The organism is Microbacterium sp. KNMS (assembly GCF_053851835.1).
Map to the genome: position 1 here is coordinate 35180 of NZ_JBSQBP010000015.1, position 18379 is coordinate 53558.

15 protein-coding genes are annotated in these 18379 nt (G+C 71.2%); 8 read left to right on the forward strand and 7 right to left on the reverse strand.

Going from position 1 to position 18379, the window contains the following annotated elements; translation table 11 throughout:
- Window positions 1–6: 6 nt before the first annotated feature.
- From ACWXWW_RS10670 to ACWXWW_RS10700, 7 genes are all read left to right on the forward strand, one after another.
- Window positions 7–1101, forward strand: coding sequence for a BMP family lipoprotein (locus tag ACWXWW_RS10670; RefSeq protein ID WP_455969875.1), 1095 nt, complete (start codon window positions 7–9; stop codon window positions 1099–1101).
- A gap of 74 nt (window positions 1102–1175) precedes the next feature.
- Window positions 1176–2696: an ABC transporter ATP-binding protein gene (locus ACWXWW_RS10675; protein ID WP_455969876.1), complete on the forward strand. Its 1521-nt coding sequence runs from the start codon at window positions 1176–1178 to the stop codon at window positions 2694–2696.
- On the forward strand, window positions 2693–3955 hold the full coding sequence (locus tag ACWXWW_RS10680) for an ABC transporter permease (protein WP_455969877.1): 1263 nt from the start codon (window positions 2693–2695) through the stop codon (window positions 3953–3955). The genes ACWXWW_RS10675 and ACWXWW_RS10680 overlap by 4 nt, the downstream gene beginning before the upstream one ends.
- A complete protein-coding gene (locus ACWXWW_RS10685) occupies window positions 3952–5238 on the forward strand; it encodes an ABC transporter permease (RefSeq protein WP_455969878.1) in 1287 nt (428 codons plus the stop codon). Before ACWXWW_RS10680 ends, ACWXWW_RS10685 begins: the two co-directional genes overlap by 4 nt.
- Window positions 5239–5243: 5 nt before the next feature.
- Window positions 5244–5639 (forward strand): cytidine deaminase, encoded by a 396-nt coding sequence (locus ACWXWW_RS10690; RefSeq protein ID WP_271173859.1) that lies wholly within the window; start codon window positions 5244–5246, stop codon window positions 5637–5639.
- Window positions 5636–6925 (forward strand): thymidine phosphorylase, encoded by a 1290-nt coding sequence (locus ACWXWW_RS10695; protein WP_282979681.1) that lies wholly within the window; start codon window positions 5636–5638, stop codon window positions 6923–6925. The genes ACWXWW_RS10690 and ACWXWW_RS10695 overlap by 4 nt, the downstream gene beginning before the upstream one ends.
- A gap of 67 nt (window positions 6926–6992) precedes the next feature.
- Entirely contained in the window at window positions 6993–8108 is a 1116-nt protein-coding gene (locus tag ACWXWW_RS10700; RefSeq protein ID WP_282979680.1) for an adenosine deaminase, read from the forward strand.
- Between the two features lie 87 nt (window positions 8109–8195).
- On the opposite strand, the gene ACWXWW_RS10705 is transcribed toward ACWXWW_RS10700, so the two are convergent.
- Genes ACWXWW_RS10705 through ACWXWW_RS10725 form a run of 5 tightly spaced genes read right to left on the reverse strand, consistent with a single transcriptional unit; the run spans window position 8196 to window position 13710 of the window.
- The gene (locus tag ACWXWW_RS10705) at window positions 8196–9341 is read right to left on the reverse strand and encodes a mannitol-1-phosphate 5-dehydrogenase (protein WP_455969879.1); all 1146 of its coding nucleotides are present in this window, start codon (window positions 9339–9341) and stop codon (window positions 8196–8198) included.
- Window positions 9341–11410 (reverse strand): PTS mannitol transporter subunit IICBA, encoded by a 2070-nt coding sequence (locus tag ACWXWW_RS10710; protein WP_455969880.1) that lies wholly within the window; start codon window positions 11408–11410, stop codon window positions 9341–9343. Before ACWXWW_RS10710 ends, ACWXWW_RS10705 begins: the two co-directional genes overlap by 1 nt.
- Window positions 11411–11439: 29 nt before the next feature.
- A complete protein-coding gene (ptsP, locus tag ACWXWW_RS10715) occupies window positions 11440–13095 on the reverse strand; it encodes a phosphoenolpyruvate--protein phosphotransferase (RefSeq protein ID WP_324014234.1) in 1656 nt (551 codons plus the stop codon).
- The gene (locus ACWXWW_RS10720; RefSeq protein ID WP_271173853.1) at window positions 13095–13370 is read right to left on the reverse strand and encodes an HPr family phosphocarrier protein; all 276 of its coding nucleotides are present in this window, start codon (window positions 13368–13370) and stop codon (window positions 13095–13097) included. The genes ptsP and ACWXWW_RS10720 overlap by 1 nt, the downstream gene beginning before the upstream one ends.
- Window positions 13371–13386: 16 nt before the next feature.
- A complete protein-coding gene (locus tag ACWXWW_RS10725; RefSeq protein ID WP_271173852.1) occupies window positions 13387–13710 on the reverse strand; it encodes a PTS sugar transporter subunit IIB in 324 nt (107 codons plus the stop codon).
- 161 nt (window positions 13711–13871) lie between these two features.
- Between ACWXWW_RS10725 and ACWXWW_RS10730 the strand changes: the two genes are divergently transcribed.
- Window positions 13872–15794: a BglG family transcription antiterminator gene (locus tag ACWXWW_RS10730; protein WP_455969881.1), complete on the forward strand. Its 1923-nt coding sequence runs from the start codon at window positions 13872–13874 to the stop codon at window positions 15792–15794.
- A gap of 83 nt (window positions 15795–15877) precedes the next feature.
- On the opposite strand, the gene ACWXWW_RS10735 is transcribed toward ACWXWW_RS10730, so the two are convergent.
- Together ACWXWW_RS10735 and ACWXWW_RS10740 are read right to left on the reverse strand one after the other, a co-directional pair.
- A complete protein-coding gene (locus tag ACWXWW_RS10735) occupies window positions 15878–17533 on the reverse strand; it encodes a phospho-sugar mutase (protein ID WP_455969882.1) in 1656 nt (551 codons plus the stop codon).
- Complete coding sequence (locus ACWXWW_RS10740) at window positions 17533–18363, reverse strand: purine-nucleoside phosphorylase (RefSeq protein WP_455969883.1); 831 nt, start codon at window positions 18361–18363, stop codon at window positions 17533–17535. The genes ACWXWW_RS10735 and ACWXWW_RS10740 overlap by 1 nt, the downstream gene beginning before the upstream one ends.
- Between the last annotated feature and the right edge of the window lie 16 nt (window positions 18364–18379).

Genomic DNA, 18379 nt, shown 5'->3' on the forward strand with positions numbered 1-18379 from the left:
GACAGTGTGAAGACCACCAAGAAGGCTGCGCTCAGCGGTCTCGCGCTCACCGCTTCGGCGGTGCTGCTCGCCGGATGCGGGTCGGCGCCGGAGGAGACCACGGGCGGAAGCGGCGGCGGCGCCGAGAGCGACTTCCTGCCCTGCATGATCTCCGACGAGGGCGGATTCGACGACAAGTCGTTCAACCAGCTCGGCTTCGAGGGCCTGACGGCCGCCAGCGAGACGCTCGGAGTCGAGCCCATCACGGTCGAATCGAATGACGAGTCGGAGTACGCGGGCAACCTGTCGAGCCTCGTCGACCAGAACTGCAACCTCATCGTGACGGTGGGCTTCAAGCTCGCCGCCGACGCGAACGACGCCGCAGAGGCGAACCCGGACGTCCACTTCGTCTCGATCGACGAGATGATCGATCTCGACGGCGACGGAGAGACGGACCAGCCGAACATCAAGCCTCTCGTCTACGACACCGCGCAGGCCGCGTTCCTGGGCGGTTACGCGGCGGCCGCGTACTCCGAGGCCGGCAAGGTGGGCACCTTCGGTGGCGCCAACATCCCGACGGTCACCATCTTCATGGACGGTTTCCGCCAGGGAGTCGAGTACTGGAACGAGCAGAACGACGGCGACGTCCAGGTTGTCGGCTGGGACGGCTCCGACGGCGTGTTCACCGGAGGATTCGCCGCAGACCAGGCCGCGGTTAATGCCGCGCAGGGCATCGTCGACCAGGGTGTCGACGTGCTGCTGCCGGTGGGCGGCCCGATCTACCAGAGCGCCGCATCGGTCATCCGCGACTCGGGTCGCGAGATCGCTCTCATCGGCGTGGACGCGGACGTCTACGAGTCCGACCCGTCGGTCGCCGATCTCCTGCTGACCTCCATCCGCAAGGGCATGGATGTGTCCGTTCAGGAGACGGTCGAGGCGGCAGGCGCGGGCGAGTTCGACGCCACCCCGTATGTCGGCACGCTGGAGAACGGCGGCGTCTCGCTCGCCCCGTTCCATGACTTCGAGGACAAGGTCCCCGAGGGGCTGCAGGCCGAGCTCGATGACATCTCCGCGGGGATCATCGACGGGTCCATCGCGGTCGAGTCCTACCTCGCCGAGTGATCCCTTCGAGTGCGGGGAGGTCGCGTGCGACCTCCCCGCACTCGCACGTCCAGCCCTCTCACTAGGATCGGCATATGAAGCTCGAACTCCGTGGTATCACGAAGCGGTTCGGCGCCCTGACAGCCAACGATCACATCGACCTCGTCGTGCAGCCCGGAGAGATCCACTGCCTGCTTGGCGAGAACGGCGCAGGCAAGTCAACGCTCATGAACGTGCTCTACGGCCTCTACCAGGCCGACGAGGGCACCATCCTCCTCGACGATCAGCCCCAGGCCTTCCAGGGTCCCGGCGATGCGATGCGCGCCGGCATCGGCATGGTGCATCAGCACTTCATGCTCATCCCGGTCTTCACGGTGGCCGAGAACGTCATGCTCGGTCACGAGGCGACGAAGGCCGGCGGAATTCTCGACATCGACGCCGCTCGAGAGCGCGTTCGCGAGATCTCGGCGCGATTCGGGTTCGATGTGGATCCCGATGCCGTGGTCGAGGATCTCCCTGTCGGCGTGCAGCAGCGGGTCGAGATCATCAAGGCGCTCTCCCGGGACGCCCGCGTTCTCGTCTTCGACGAGCCGACCGCCGTCCTCACCCCGCAGGAGACGGACGAGCTGATGGCCACGATGCGGCAGCTGCGCGATGGGGGCGCTGCGATCGTCTTCATCACCCACAAGCTCCGAGAGGTGCGCGAAGTCGCGGACCGCATCACCGTCATCCGTCTCGGCAAGGTCGTCGGCGAAGCCGACCCGGGCGCGAGCAATCAGGACCTTGCGGCGATGATGGTGGGCCGTGCTGTCGAGCTCACGGTCCACAAGGACGCTCCCGGGCTCGGCGAACCGCGCCTCATCGTCGACGGACTCACGGTGGTCGATGATCTGGGAAGCAAGGTCGTCGACGGTGCCTCGTTCGAAGTCCGAGCAGGGGAGATCCTCGCCGTTGCGGGCGTGCAGGGCAACGGGCAGACGGAGCTGACGGAGGCCCTCCTCGGGCTCCAGGAGCGCGTCCACGGGAGCATCCGGCTGGACGGTCGCGAGCTCGTGGGTCGGTCCGTGCGGCAGATCCTCGATGCCGGCGTGGGGTTCGTCCCCGAGGACCGCAAGGAGGACGGGCTCGTCGGCGCGTTCTCGATCGCCGAGAACCTCATGCTCGACCGTGCTCACGGTGAGCCGTTCGTACGGCGTGGAGCGATCCGACGCTCCTATCTGGAGGAGTTCGCGAAGGAGCGATTCGCCGAGTACGACGTTCGGGCGCCCGGGATCGACGCCCCCGTCGGCAGCCTGTCGGGCGGCAACCAGCAGAAGGTCGTGCTCGCACGCGAGATGAGCCGCGACCTCTCACTACTGGTCGCTGCGCAGCCGACGCGCGGCGTCGACGTGGGGTCGATCGAGTTCATCCACAAGCGCATCGTCGCGACGCGCGACGCGGGGGTACCCGTTGTGGTGGTCTCCACTGAGCTCGACGAGGTCGCTGCGCTCGCCGACCGCATCATGGTGATGTACCGCGGTCGCATCGTCGGGATCGTGCCGGGCGACACGCCTCGAGACGTGCTTGGACTCATGATGGCGGGCGAGCCGGCCCCGCAGGGAGGAACGGCAGCATGACCGATGCGCAGCAGGCCACATCGCCATCGCGCTGGCATGTCGCAATGATGAGCATCGCGCGCGCGAACGGCACGATCATCGTGCTCGCGATCCTGCTCTCGTTCGTGATCGGCGGCATCATGATCGCTGCCACCGACGCCGACGTCCAACGCGCTTCCGGGTACTTCTTCGCGCGACCGACGGATACCGTCGCCGCGATCTGGGAGGCGGTCGGCGGGGCGTACGCCGCGCTCTTCCGCGGTGCGATCTTCAACTACGAGGCGGACGGATTCGTTCGCGCCATCCGACCTCTCACGGAGACCCTCACCTACGCGACGCCGCTGATCGCAGGCGGGCTGGGCGTCGCGCTCGCCTTCCGCGTCGGGATGTTCAACATCGGCGGGCGCGGTCAGATGCTCATGGGCGCGTCGGCAGCGGGCTGGATCGGCTTCGGCCTGGATCTGCCGGCGGGGATCCACACGCTCGTGGCGCTCCTGGGCGGAATCGTCGCCGGAGCGCTTTGGGGCGGAATCGCGGGCTTCATCAAGGCGCGCACGGGGGCGCACGAGGTGATCCTCACGATCATGCTCAACTACATCGCGTTCCACCTCGTGTCCTGGATGCTGCGGACGCCGGGTCTGCTGCAGAAGCCCGGGTCCAGTGACCCCAAGTCGCCCGCGATGAAGGAGACCGCGATCTTCCCGTCGCTGCTCGGGCCGCAGTTCAACCTGCATGCGGGCTTCCTCGTCGTCATCGCCGCCACCGTCCTCGTGTGGTGGATCCTGAACCGGTCGAGCCTCGGATTCCAGTTCAAGGCCGTCGGGGAGAACCCGAGTGCTGCGCGAGTGGCCGGGATCGACGTCAAGCGCATGTACGTGCTCGCGATGCTCATGTCGGGTGCCCTCGTCGGCATCGCCGGCGTCGCCCAGGTTCTCGGCACCTCGACGAACGGCTTCGCGTCCGGCGTCGACGCCGGCATCGGCTTCGACGCCATCACGGTGGCGCTTCTCGGGCGCTCCACGCCGTGGGGGACGTTCGCAGCGGGCCTGCTGTTCGGCGCGTTCAAGGCGGGAAGCTTCACGATGAAGGCGGCGGAGCAGATCCCCCTCGAGATCGTGCTCGTCGTCCAGTCCTTCATCGTCCTGTTCATCGCAGCGCCACCGCTCGTGCGGGCGATCTTCGGTCTGCCCTCGCCCGAGCGCGACCGGCGCAAGAAGGAGAAGAAGCGGATGAAGGCGCGATTGGCTGTCGCTGCCGGCACGGAAGGCGGAGAGCGATGAGCGACGCGGTGCGAGTTCCCCCCGCGCTCGCCGCTGACGCGGGCGTGACGCCACTCACCCGCAGCTGGAAGGCACCCATCACCCTCGCCGTGTTCACGGTGCTGCTCGTCATCGTGGCGACGCTCGCGCCGCGGGCCGGGGAATCGACGTTCCGGCTGTCCTCCGAGGGCGACGTGGTCGTCCTGCCGTCGTTGGTCGTCGGCGTGGGCATCGGAGCCTGGGGCTCGATCCTCCTCATGGCGCTGCTGACCGCGGCGGCCGCGTACTTCGTCTCTCGGTCCGCCTCCGTGCCGCGATGGATCATCGCGGCGTTCATCGTCATCGGCGTCTTCGGATTCCTGTGCTGGGCGGCCGCAGGAGCGACGATCCCCGTGACCGGGCTCCTCGCCGGATCGCTCGCCCTCGCGGTACCGCTCATCTTCGGTGCGCTCGGCGGGGTGATCGGCGAACGCGTCGGAGTCGTGAACATCGCCATCGAAGCGCAGCTTCTCGGCGGCGCGTTCAGCGCCGCGCTCATCGCCACGCTCACGGGGCAGCCGATCCTCGGTCTTCTTGCGGCGATCATCACGGGTGTGCTCGTGGCCGCGCTGCTCGCTGTGTTCGCGATCGTCTATGTCGTCGACCAGATCATCGTCGGCGTCGTGCTCAACGTGCTGATCGCCGGGCTCACGAGCTTCCTCTATTCACAGGTCATGCAGCCGAACGCGGCCACTCTCAACACTCCGCCCCGCTTCGACCGGATACCGATCCCGCTGCTTGCGGACATCCCGGTGATCGGGCCCGTGCTGTTCCGTCAGACGATCCTCGTCTATGCGGTGTACGTCGCGGTCTTCGCGGTCTACTTCGCGATGTTCCACACCCGGTGGGGACTGCGGCTTCGTGCCGTCGGCGAGCACCCTCAGGCTGCGGACACGGTCGGCATCCGCGTGGGGCGCACGCGCTTCCTGAACGTGCTCCTCGGAGGCGCGATCGCGGGCGCAGGAGGCACGGTGTTCACTGTTGGGAACGGCATCCCGTTCGGACAGGAGATGACCAACGGCATGGGATTCATCGCGCTGGCAGCAGTGATCTTCGGTCAGTGGCACCCGATCAAGGCGACCCTCGCGGCGCTGCTGTTCGGCTTCGCGTCGAACCTGCAGAACACGCTCAGCGTGATCGGCTCTCCCGTGCCGGGAGAGTTCATGCTGATGCTGCCGTACCTCGTGACCATCTTCGTGGTGGCAGGCGCTGTCGGTCGCTCGCGAGGACCCGCCGCGGTGGGACAGCCGTACATCAAGGGCTAGGAGAGATGACAGACATCGACTGGGACGAGCTGCGTGCCGTCGCGACCGACGCCATGACCCGGGCGTACGTGCCCTACTCGAAGTTCCCCGTGGGGGCGGCCGCCCTCGTGACGGATGGCCGGATCGTCGCGGGGTGCAACACCGAGAACGCGTCGTACGGCGTCGGGCTGTGCGCGGAGTGCGGCCTCATCTCGAATCTCGCCATGACCGGCGGCGGGCAGCTCGTCGCGTTCGTGTGCGTGGATCGCGAGGGCCGCACCCTCATGCCGTGCGGACGCTGCCGGCAGCTGCTGTTCGAGCACGCCCTGCCGGGCATGCTGCTCGAGACCGTGTCGGGCATCCGCAGCATCGAAGAGGTGCTGCCCGACGCGTTCGGACCCCGAGACCTGGAGGAGCGATGAGCCCCGAGCCGTTCGACGCGGTCGACGTCATCCGCGCCAAGCGCGACGGCGGCGCGGTCCCCGAGGACGCGCTGCGCTGGATGGTCGACGCCTACACGCGCGGGTACGTCTCCGACGCGCAGATGTCGGCGTTCACGATGGCCGTGCTGCTGAACGGCATGGAGCGGGACGAGATCCGCGTCATGACGGACGCGATGATCGCGTCGGGGGAGCGGATGTCGTTCGCGTCGCTCGACAAGGCGACCGCCGACAAGCACTCCACGGGCGGCGTGGGCGACAAGATCACGCTGCCCCTCGCCCCGCTCGTGGCGGCCTTCGGCGTCGCCGTGCCGCAGCTCTCCGGGCGGGGGCTCGGCCACACGGGCGGCACGCTCGACAAGCTCGAGTCGATTCCCGGCTGGCGCGCCGCCCTCTCGAACGAGGAGATGCTCGCCCAGCTCGCCGACGTCGGCGCCGTGATCTGCGCCGCGGGCACCGGTCTCGCCCCCGCCGACAAGAAGCTCTACGCGCTGCGCGATGTCACCGGCACGGTCGAGGCCATCCCGCTCATCGCGTCGAGCATCATGTCGAAGAAGATCGCGGAGGGCACCGACTCGCTCGTGCTCGACGTGAAGTTCGGCACGGGCGCCTTCATGAAGGACCCCGCGCGCGCACGCGAGCTCGCCGAGACGATGGTCGCGCTCGGCACGGACTCCGGCGTGAAGACCACGGCGCTCCTCACCGACATGAACACCCCGCTCGGGCTTGCGATCGGCAATGCGAACGAGGTGCGCGAGTCGGTCGAGGTGCTCGCGGGCGGCGGCCCCGCCGACGTCGTCGAGCTCACCGTCGCGCTCGCCCGCGAGATGCTCGCGCTCGCCGGACAGCCCGACGCCGACGTCGAGGCGGCGCTCGCGGACGGCCGCGCGATGGACACCTGGCGCCGCATGATCCGCGCGCAGGACGGCGACCCCGATGCGCCCCTGCCCGTCGCGCGCGAGACGCACACCGTGACGGCGAGCCGCTCCGGCGTCGTCACCCGGATGGACGCCTACGACTTCGGGATCGCCGCGTGGCGGCTCGGAGCAGGGCGCGCGCGGGCCGAGGACGCGGTCGTCCACGCGGCCGGCATCGACCTGCTCGTGAAGCCTGGCGACGCGGTCGCCGAGGGCCAGGCGCTCTTCACGCTCTCGGCGGATGACGGCGCGCGCTTCGACAGGGCGCTGGACGCTCTCGACGGCGCGTACGAGATCGGGGATACTGCTCCCGAGACCGCGCCTCTCGTGCGCGAGCGCATCACCGCCTGACCGACCGACGACATCCGGACCGCGGCCATCCCGCATCCGTCCGCACCGCACGACCCTGGAGGCCGACATGGCGAAGGACAAGACCGCTGAGCCCCGCGTGCAGGGCGTCGCGCTGCGCAGCCTGCCCAAGGTCTCGCTGCACGACCACCTCGACGGCGGCCTGCGGCCGGAGACCATCCTCGAGCTCGCGGAGGGGACGGATGTCGCGCTGCCGGCGTCGGACGCCGCAGCGCTGCAGGAGTGGTTCGCCGAGCGCGCAGACTCCGGCTCGCTGGTCGAGTACCTGAAGACCTTCGAGATCACCGTGGGCGTCATGCAGACGCGCGAGGCGCTCACCCGCGTCGCGCGCGAGTTCGTCGAGGACCTCGCGGCCGACGGCGTCGTGTACGGCGAGGTGCGCTGGGCGCCCGAGCAGCACCTCGACGGCGGGCTCACGCTCGAGGAGGCGGTCGAGGCCGTGCAGGACGGCATCGAGCAGGGCGAGGACATCGTCGAGGACAGCGGGCGGAGCATCCGCGTGGGCCAGATCCTCTCCGCGATGCGCCAGGGCGACCGCGTGCAGGAGGTCGCCGAGCTCGCTGTCGCGTTCCGCCAGGACGGGGTCGTGGCGTTCGACATCGCCGGTCCTGAGGACGGCTTCCCGCCATCGCAGCACCGCGCGGCGTTCGACTATCTCGCCGGCGAGTTCTTCCCGGTCACCGTGCACGCGGGCGAGGCCGCCGGGGTCGCGTCGATCCGGTCGGCCCTCCTCGACGGGCGCGCGCTGCGGCTCGGGCACGGCGTCGCGATCGCCCGGGACCTCGAGGTCGTCTCGCGCGAGGGCGAGGAGGTGCTCGTGCAGTTCGGCGACCTGGCGCGCTGGGTGCGGGATCGGGAGATCCCGCTGGAGCTGTCGCCCTCGTCGAACCTGCAGACCGGCGCCGTGGCCCACTGGGGGAGCCAGATCGAGGACCATCCGTTCGACCTGCTCTACCAGCTCGGCTTCTGCGTGACGGTCAACACCGACAACCGCCTCATGAGCCGGACCTCGCTCACGCGCGAGCTGGCCATCCTGCAGGCGGCCTTCGGCTACGACCTCGACGACATCGAGCAGTTCCAGCTCAACGCCGCGGCCGCGTCGTTCCTGCCGGTCGAGCAGCGCGAGGAGCTCATCGACCTCATCTCCGAGGGCTTCGCGCGGTAGGCGCCGCCCCCTGGGGCATGTCTCACCCGCCGCGGGATAGCCGACGGCAATCCCGCGGCGAGTGAGACATGCTGCGCAGGGCGGGGCCTATGCGGCCTGGTGCTCCGCGACGGCCGAGCGGATGGCCGGGAACAGCGGATGGGCGGGCTCGAGTCCCGTGACCTGCTGGGTGAACGCGTCGGCGTCGAGCTCGCCGAGGAGCGCCTGCAGCTGCACGGCCTGCTCGTCGCCCTCGTCGGAGAACGCGAGGGCCGCCGCGATCGCCGCGACGAGGGCGCTCGTCGACAGGCCGCGCTCGGCGGCCTCGGCGGCGGGGCCCACGAAGCGCTCGTGGCGCGACAGCTTGCGCAGCGGCTGTCGTCCCACGCGCTGGACGGTGTCGGGCAGCGCCGGATTGCGGAACCGCTCGAGGATCGTCGCGCGGTAGGTCGCGAGCTCGTCGGCGGGGAACCCGTGCTTCGCGGCGAGCAGCGCCGACGTCTCCTCGAGAGCCGCCTCGACCGACGCCGCGACGGCCGGGTCGGCCAGCGCCTCGGCGATGCGCTCGAAGCCGGCCCGCGCGCCGTGGTACGCGGTCGCCGCGTGCCCCGTGTTCACCGTGAAGAGCTTCCGCTCGATGTACGGCGCGAGGTCGTCGACGAAGTGCGCACCGGGGATGCTCGGCAGGTCGCCGTCGAACGGGCCGCGCTCGATCGCCCATTCGAAGAACGGCTCGACCGTGACGTCGATGCCGCCGTCGGCCGGCTGGCCGGGGACGATCCGGTCGACGGCCGTGTTCGCGAACACGACGCGACCCTCGAGGGCGTCCCACGTGCCGCCGGCGAGCTCGACGATCTCCGCGCGGAGCTGGTCGGTCGCTCCGATCGCGTTCTCGCACGCCATGACCTGCAGCGGGGGAGCGTCGGGGTCGCGCAGCGCGATCCCGGCGAGGATGTGCGGAGCGATGAACCTCAGGATCGTCGGCCCGACGGCGGTCGTGACGACGTTGGCCGTCGCGACCTCGTCGGCCACCGCCTGCGGGTCCTCTGCGCTGTTCACCGCGCGGAACCCCGTGACCTCCCGGTCGACGCCGCCCGCGCCGACCTCGTGGACCGTGTACGCGTCGGCGGCAGCCAGCGCGTCGACGAGGGGAGCGGCGACGTCGGAGAAGACGACCTCGTACCCTCCCTCGTGCAGCAGCAGGCCGACGAAGCCGCGGCCGATGTTCCCTGCGCCGAAGTGGACGGCCTTCATCAGTCCTCCTGGTTGACGCTCTGGAAGAGCTCGAAGAGCTCCTCGGGGGTCGCCGCGGCCTTGAGACGCGCGATCTGCGACTCGTCGCTGAACAGCTCGGCGACGTTCGACAGGATCTTCAGGTGCTCGTCGCCCTTGCCGGCGATGCCGACGACGAACGTCACCGCGTCGCCGTCCCAGTCCACCCCGCCGTCATAGCGGACGACCGAGAGCGCCGACCCGAGGATCGCGTCCTTCGCCTCGTTCGTGCCGTGCGGGATGGCCAGCTCGTTGCCCATGAAGGTCGACACGGTCTGCTCGCGGGCCAGCATCGCGTCGAAGTACGCGCCCGTGACGGCACCTGCGCTCGCGAGGATGTCGGCGGCCTCCTGGAGCGCCTCCTCCCGCGTCGCGGAGCCGGCGTGGATGCGGACGCTGCCGCGCGTGAGGACCGCGTCGTCGGCGGGGCGCGACGTGCCGCTGCCGATGGGGCCGGTCGTCGTGGGCACGGCACGCGCCTCGCGGCGCGTCGTGGGCGCGGCAGGCGCGTCGGCTTCCGCGGGGGCCGTCCCGCCCGATGCCTGCTCGCGCAGGAGCTCCACGACCTCGTCGTAGCGCGGCGAGTTCATGAAGTTGTCCACGGAGACGTGCACAGCGCTCTGCTCCCGCTGACGGGCGCGGTCGGTCAGCTGCGCCTGCGTGATCACGAGGTCCGCCGTGCCGTCGAGCGACGCGATGGCCTTGTTCGTGACCGTGACGCCCTCGATGCCCGCCTGCTTGATCTTGTTGCGCAGGACGCTCGCTCCCATCGCCGACGACCCCATGCCGGCGTCGCACGCGAAGATGACCTTCTCGATCGGCCGGGTCGCGACGGCCGTGCCGCCGGCGAGGCCGCCCAGCACGCTGGACTTCCGGCCCTTGTTCGCCTCGGTGCGCGCGACGGCGTCGGCGAATCCGTCTGCGCCCGCCGCTTCGGCGGCGAGGTCGCGCTTGCGGCTCGCGCGCAGGATGACCGCGGCGATGAGGAACGTGACGGCCGCCGACAGCACGACCGCGAGGATGACCCCGAGGTAGCTGTCGCGCGCGGTCTGGATGAGGACGGCGATGATCGAGCCCGGCGCCGCGGGGGCCACGAGGCCCGAGCGGAAGAGCACGTTGGTCGCCACACCCGTCATGCCGCCGCCGATCACCGCGAGGATGAGGGCCGGCTTCATGAGCACGTACGGGAAGTACACCTCGTGGATGCCGCCGAAGAAATGGATGATCGCGGCACCGGGAGCGGAGGCGCGAGCCGCGCCGACGCCGAAGAAGGTGAAGGCGAGGAGCAGGCCGAGGCCCACGCCCGGGTTCGCCTCGAGGAGGAAGAGGATCGACTTGCCGTCCTCCGTCGCCTGCGCGAGGCCCAGCGGCGTGAGCACGCCGTGGTTGATCGCGTTGTTGAGGAAGAACACCTTGGCCGGCTCGATGAGGATGCTCGTGAGCGGCAGCAGGTTGTTGTCGACGAGCCATCCCACGGCCCCGCCGAGGATGTTCATGAGGAAGTTCACGACCGGCGCGAGCACGTAGAACGCGAAGATCGCCGCGACGAAGCCGAAGATGCCGGCCGAGAACATGTTGACGAGCATCTCGAAGCCGGCCTTGACGCGGCCCTCCCAGAGCGCGTCGAGCTTCTTCATGATCCACGCGGCGAGCGGGCCCATGATCATCGCGCCGATGAACATGTGGATCGTCGGGATGGGGCTCTCGCCCGCGGGGAGGTCCGCGTTCTGCAGGCCGATGAGCCAGTCCGAGCCGGCGATCGCGCCGAAGGTCGCGATCGACGCGACGACCGCACCGCGCGTGTCGTAGATCATCCGACCGCCCTGCGCGGCGATGAGGATCGGCAGGAGGTAGTGGATCATCGGCCCGACGATCGAGTTGAGCGCCTCGTTGGGCGTCCACCCGACCTCGATGAAGAACGCGGTGAAGAGGCCCCATGCGATGAGCGCGGGGATGTTGGGCATGATCATGCCGGAGAGGAAGGTGCCGACCTTCTGCACTCCGACGCGAAGCGATCCGGGCGTCTTCGCCGCGGTGCGGGTGTCACTCATGGGTATCGGGCTTTCTGCTGTGGGGGATCTCAGGAGGAGACGGCGGCTCGGGCGGCTTCGCGCGCCGCCTCCGCGCTGCTCGCCGAGAGCGCGGCCTGCGCGATGCGCTGCGCGTCCTCGAGGGTGTGCTTCAGGAGCTCGGCGCGCACGTCGACGAGTGCGGGCGGGGACATCGACAGCGTCGTGGCGCCCAGGCCGACGAGGACGACCGCGAGGAGCGGGTCGGCCGCGGCCTGACCGCAGATGCCGACCGGCTTGCCGTGCTTCGCGCCGGCCCGGCCGATCTCGGCGATGAGGCGCAGCACGGCGGGGTGCCACGGGTCCTGGTACGACGACACCGTGCCGAGCATGCGGTCGGCCGCCATCGTGTACTGCACGAGGTCGTTCGTGCCCACCGAGCCGAAGTCGGTGACCTCGTACACCGCGTCCGCGAGGAGCGCGACCGACGGCACCTCGACCATGACGCCGGCCGTCTTGATGCCGTGCTCGCGCGCGATGCGCGTGAAGTACTCGGCCTCCTCGACCGTGGCCACCATGGGCGCCATGACCCAGAGATCGGCGTCGGTCGCCGCGTCGGCGTTCGCGAGCGCCGTGAGCTGGTCGCGGAGGACCTCCTCGTGGTGGCGCAGCGCGCGCAGACCGCGTCGCCCGAGCGCGGGGTTCTCCTCGCCCTCGTCGGTGAGGAACTTCAGCGGCTTGTCCGCACCCGCGTCGAGCGCGCGCACCACGACCTTCCTGCCGGGGAAGGCCTCGAGCAGCTTCGTGTACGACGCCGTCTGCGATTCGACGCTGGGCGCCTCGTCGGAGCTGAGGAACAGGAACTCGGTGCGGAAGAGCCCCACGCCCTCGGCGCCCAGCGCGACGGCCTCGGCCGCGCCATCCGGGTTGCCGAGGTTCGCGAGCAGCGGCACGGCCGTGCCGTCCGCGAGCGCACCGGGGGTGATCGGCGCGCTCGCCGCGGCGCGCCGCGCCTCCGCGCGCTCGGCCGCCGCCGCGCGCTGCTCGTCGGTCGGGTCGATCGTGACGACGCCGGCCGCCGCGTCGACGATCGCGACGGCGCCGTCGACGAGCGCATCGCTCTCGCCGGTCCCGACGATCGCCACGATGCCCTTGTCGCCCGCGAGGATCGCCGTGTGCGACGTCGGGCCGCCCTCCGTGGTCACGACCGCGAGGACCTTCTCGAGGTCGAGCAGGGCCGTGTCGGCCGGGGCGAGGTCGGGCGCGACGAGGACGAACGGATGGCCGGGGTCGGGCACGCCGGGAGCGGAGACACCGCGCAGGTGCGCGATGACGCGCTGCGCGACGTCGGCGAGGTCGGCGGCGCGCTCGCCGAGGTAGCCGCCCATCGCCTGGAGGGTCTCGGCGAACTCCGCGAAGGCCGCGTGCACGGCCCACTCGCCCGTGCTGCCCGCGTCGATGCGCGCGTGGACGCCCTCCTCGAGGGTCGGGTCCTCGGCCATCATGGCCTGGGCCTCGAGCACGTCGCGGGCCGCGCCGCCGGCGCGCTCGCCGCGGGCGTTGAGCTCCGCGGCGACGGCCGCGACCGCCGCGGCGACCGCGGCCTTCTCCTCGTCGGGGCTCTTCGCGCTCTTCTCGTCGCGCGGCGGCTCGAGGCGCGATGCCATGCGGGCGATCGGCCCCTGCGCGACGCCCTGGCCGATCCCGACGCCGCGGAGCTCGAGCATCACTCGGCGTCCGTGTCGGTCTCGAGCTGAGCCGTGAGCTGGTCGAGCACGGCCTCGGCGCCGTCGCCCTCGACCGTGAGGGTGACCTCGTCGCCCGTGTTGGCGCCGAGCGAGATGACACCGAGGATGCTCGCGGCGTTGACGGGCTTGCCGTCGCCCTTCGCGATCGTGACGGCGAGCCCCGAGTTCTTGGCGGCCTCGGCGAACAGCTTGGCGGGGCGCGCGTGCAGTCCGTGCGACGATGCGATCTTCACGGTGCGGGTGACAGCGGACATGGGTGCTCCTTGCGGTTCATTCGGATGCGGGCGCATCCGGGGCGGCGGCGGCCCGCACGAGCGCGAGCACGCGCGTGCCGTCGGTGTCGGTGAAGACGTCGTCCGGCAGCGGCACGACGGCGACCCCGCGCGGCGACGCCGCCCCGCGGATCGCGTCGAGCGATGTCGTGAGGTGCGGCCCCACGAGCACGATGTCCGCCGCGTCGAGATCGACCGGCAGCGACACCTGCGTGCCCGCGAAGGCCGACCAGGAGAGCCCGGCGGCGCGCGCAGCGCGGTTCACGCGATGCGCGACGAACGTGCTCGATGCCCCTGCACCGCACACAACCAGGATCCTCATCGACGCCTCCTGATCCTCATCCTCCCGAGGCGCGCTCGGCAGGACAACCACTCTTTCTTCCGCCCGGGCGGAAAGCGCGGGCGGCCCCGCACGCCGCAGCGCGCCCGGGCGTGCGCCCGCGGCCAGCGCGACGTGATTGACTGTCGGAGGAGGAGGTGCGCGTGTCGAGACAGCGTCAGGATCGTCTCGTCGCGATCCTCCTCAGGGACGGCGGATGGATGACGGCCGCGGCGCTCGCCGACCTCCTCGGCGTCACGCCGCGCAGCGTGCGCTCGTACGTGACCGCCGTGAACGCGCGCGTGCCCGACCATCCTGTCATCGCCTCGGGCCCCGCGGGGTATCGCGCGCACCCCACGGGGGCCGCGCTCCTGCGCGAGCGCGACCAGCCCCCGCAGAGCGCGCCGCGCGACCGCCTGCACCGGCTCATCCATGCGCTCATCGATGCGGACGACGGCCTCGACGTGTACGAGACCGCCGCCGCGTTCCACGTGAGCGAGGCGACGCTCGAGTCCGACCTCGCGCGCGTGCGCGCTCTCGTCCGCGAGGGCGGCGAGCTCTCCCTCGACCGCAGCGGGCCGCGCATCGCGCTCGTCGGCACCGAGCTCGCGCGCCGCCGCCTGCTGTCGTCGCTCGCGCACGACGAGATGGAGGACGGCGCGTTCGACGTGGAGGCGCTCCGCCGGGTCGCGGGATCGACCTCGGTTCCCGCCGAGGCGTTCGGGCGGTTCAAGTCCGCCCTCGCGGCCGAGCTCGGCGACCTCGGCTACTTCGTGAACGAGTTCGCCGTCGCCGACGTCACGCTGCACGTGTCGATCGCCGTCGATCGCGCGAGCCAGGGCCGCGCGCTCGAGACGGTGCACGGCACGCCGCCCGCCGAGCAGGAGCGCCTGGCCGAGGTGGTCGGGCGCCTCGCGGAGGCGGCCCTCGGCGTGACCCTCGGGCGCGGCGACCGCATGCACCTCGCCTCGCTCCTCCTCACGCGCGTCGTCGTGCCCGGAGCCGGCGCCGTGGGCACCGCGGGCGTCGACCCGGTCGTGGACGCCGCCGTCCGCGCGGCGGTCGCGCGGGTGTCGAACGAGTACCTCGTCGCGCTCGGCCGCGACGAGTTCGTCGAGCGGCTCGCGCTGCACGTGCAGAACCTCGCGCACCGCGCGCGCGAGCAGGCGTGGTCGCGCAACCCGCTCACCCGATCGCTCAAGACGACGTACCCGATGATCTTCGAGGTCGCCGTCTCGATCGCGGGGGAGCTGTCCGAACGGCTCGGCATGTCGATCCGCGACGACGAGATCGCGTACATCGCGATGCACGTCGGCGGCGAGCTCGAGCGCGAGCGGCGCGCCGAGACCCGCCTCACCGCGACGATCGTGTGCCCCGGCTACTACGAGCTGCACGAGCTCCTCCGCTCGAGCATCACCCGCTCCCTCGGGCAGGCGGTCGAGGTCACCGAGGTCGTCACGCGCGTCGACCCCGACTGGAAGGCGATCGACACCGACCTCGTGCTGACGACGATCGAGCCGCCCACGCCGTCTGAGAGCACGGTCCGCATCCGCCCGTTCCTCACCGACGGCGACGTCGAGCGCGTCATGCAGGCCGCCGCCCGGATCCGCCGGGGCCGCCGTCTGTCGCGGCTGCGCGCCGAGCTCGAGCGCTACTTCGACGCCGGCGCCTTCGTCCGAGGCCTCGACGACACCCTCGGCGAGGAGGGGATCATCCGCGCGCTCGGCGCGCTGCTCGTCGAGCGCGGGGTGATCGACGACGCCTACGTCGAGGGCGCGATCGAGCGCGAGCGGATGTCGTCGACCGCGTTCACCGACGCCCTCGCGGTTCCGCATGCGCTGCGGATGACGGCATCGCGCACGGCCATCGCGATCGGGATCGCCGACCCGTCGGTCGCATGGGGAGACGGGCGCGTGCAGGTGGTCGCCCTCGCCGCGTTCAGCGAGAGCGACCGCGAGGCGTTCCAGACGGTGTTCGAGCAGTTCGTCGAGGTGTTCGGCGAGCGTGAGAACGTGCAGCGGATCATCCGCCGCGGCACCGACTTCACCGGCTTCCTCGACGAGCTCGTCGCGATCATCGGCCAGTAATACTCTGCGACCTCCGGGCGCTCAGCGCCCGGACGTTGAGCGAGCGCAGCGAGACGAAACGCAGTGAGCCGCCGCCGGTCGGCTCAGCCCAGGTCGAGCGCCTCCCGCGCCGCTGCGTCGAGCGCGGACAGGCGGGCAGCGGCGTCCTCGGGAGAGTCGCCGCGCACGTCGAGGTACGCCTTGAGCTTCGGCTCCGTCCCGCTCGGGCGCACGATGACACGCGAGCTGTCGTCGAGCGTGTAGCGCAGGATGTCGCCCGACGGGCCGCCGTCTGCGGGGTGCAGGAGGTCCTCCGCGCGCGTCACGGTGCGCTCGCCGAAGGCGCCGGGCGGCGACTGGCGGAGCGCATCCATGATCCGGCCGATGATCGAGATGTCGTCGACGCGGATCGAGACCTGGCCGCTCGCGAAGTGGCCGATCTCCGCGGCCAGCTCGTCGAGCATCCCGGAGATCGTCGTCCCGCGGCCGCGCGCCTCTGCCGCGAGGCCGAGGACGGCGACGGCCGCCGAGATGCCGTCCTTGTCGCGCACGGTCTCGGGGTTCACGAGGTAGCCCAGGGCCTCCTCGAAGCCGAACACGATGCCCGGGGCACGCGAGATCCACTTGAATCCGGTCAGGGTCGTGTGGAAGTCCAGTCCGTGCCGCTCGGCGATCGCTCCGAGCCCCGGCGACGACACGAGCGAGCAGGCGAGCGACGCCCCCGGCGTGCCCTCGGCGGAGCGTGCGGCCCGTGCACCCAGCAGCATCCCGATCTCGTTGCCGGTCAGCCGCCGCCATCCGTCGGGGCCCGGCACGCCGACCGCGAGCCGATCGGCGTCGGGGTCGTTCGCGAGGACGAATTCGGCGTCGTGCGCGGCTGCCGTCGCGAAGGCGAGGTCCATCGCGCCCGGCTCCTCGGGGTTCGGGAACGCGACGGTCGGGAAGGCCGCGTCGGGCGCGATCTGCTCCGCGACGACGGCCGGGGCCGGATACCCGGCGCGCGCGAGGATGCGCTCGAGCGTCTCCCACCCGACGCCGTGCATCGCCGTGTAGGCCCAGCGCATCCCGGCGGCCGATGCGGGAGCCGGCGCGACCGCGGCGGTCGCGGCGACGTAGGCCTCGACGACCTCCTCGTCGGCGAGCTCGTACGCGTCGGAGCGCGGCAGGTCGGGAACGCGGACCTCGTCGGCGACGCGCTGGATGTGCGCGGCGATCTCGCGGTCGGCGGGCGAGACGATCTGCGCGCCCTCATCGGCCCCGCCGAGATAGACCTTGTACCCGTTGTCGTCGGGCGGGTTGTGGCTCGCGGTGACCATGACGCCCGCATCGGCGCCGAGGTGGCGCACCGCGAACGCGAGGACGGGCGTCGGCAGAAGGCGGGGGAGGAGGATGGCGGTCAGCCCGGCCCCCGCGAAGATCTCCGCGGAGTCGCGCGCGAACACGTCGGAGTTGCGGCGCCCGTCGTACCCGATGACGACGCGGGGCCGCGCGCCGTCCGCTGCGCGCTCGGACAGGTATGCCGCGAAGCCGGCGGCCGCCTGCGCCACGAGCACGCGGTTCATCCGCATGGGGCCCGCCCCGAGCTCTCCGCGCAGGCCGGCCGTGCCGAACGCGAGGCGCCCCGCGAAGCGCGAGGCGAGGTCCGCCGAGGCCGCGGCATCACCGCCCTCCGCGCGCGCGATGAGCCCGGACAGCTCCTCGCGGGTGACCGGGTCCGGGTCCTGCGCGAGCCAGTCGCGCGCGTGCGACAGGACGTCCATCAGAGCTTCCCCACGACCTCGGCGAGCAGAGCCGAGATCCGGCCCTCGGCCATCCGCCCCGCCTCGATGACCTCCTCGTGGCTGAGCGGATCGGGCGAGATCCCCGCGGCGAGGTTGGTGATGAGGGAGAACCCGAGGACCTCCATGCCGGCCTGGCGCGCGGCGATGGCCTCGAGGGCGGTCGACATGCCGACGATGTCGCCGCCGATCGCCTTCGCCATCTGCACCTCGGCGGGCGTCTCGTAGTGAGGGCCCCGGAACTGGCAGTAGACGCCGCTGTCGAGCGTCGGGTCGACCGAGAGCGCGATGTCGCGCAGGCGCGTGGCGTACAGGTCGGTGAGGTCGATGAACGTCGCGCCCTCGAGCGGCGAGTCGGCCGTGAGGTTGATGTGGTCGCTGATGAGCACGGGCTGGCCCGCGCTCCAGGTCTCCTTGATGCCGCCCGCGCCGTTGGTGAGCACCATGACCTTCGCACCCGTCGCCGCGGCGGTGCGGACGCTGTGCACGACCCGGCGGACGCCGTGCCCTTCGTAGTAGTGCGTGCGCGCACCGATCACGAGCACGTGCCGGCCTGCGGGCGTGCGGACGCTGCGGAGGGTTCCGACATGCCCCTCGAGCGCGGGGCGCGAGAAGCCCGTGACCTCCGTCGCCGGGATGGTCGCGACGGTCTCGCCGATGAGCTCGGCGGCCTTGCCCCAGCCGCTGCCGAGGGTCACCGCGACGTCGTGTCGCTCGACCCCCGTGAGCCGCGCGATGTCGGCCGCGGCGGCCTGGGCGACCTCGAACGGGTCGGCGGGCGGATCGAGCGGATGTGCGCCTTCCAGAGTCATGGCATGAGCATAACGA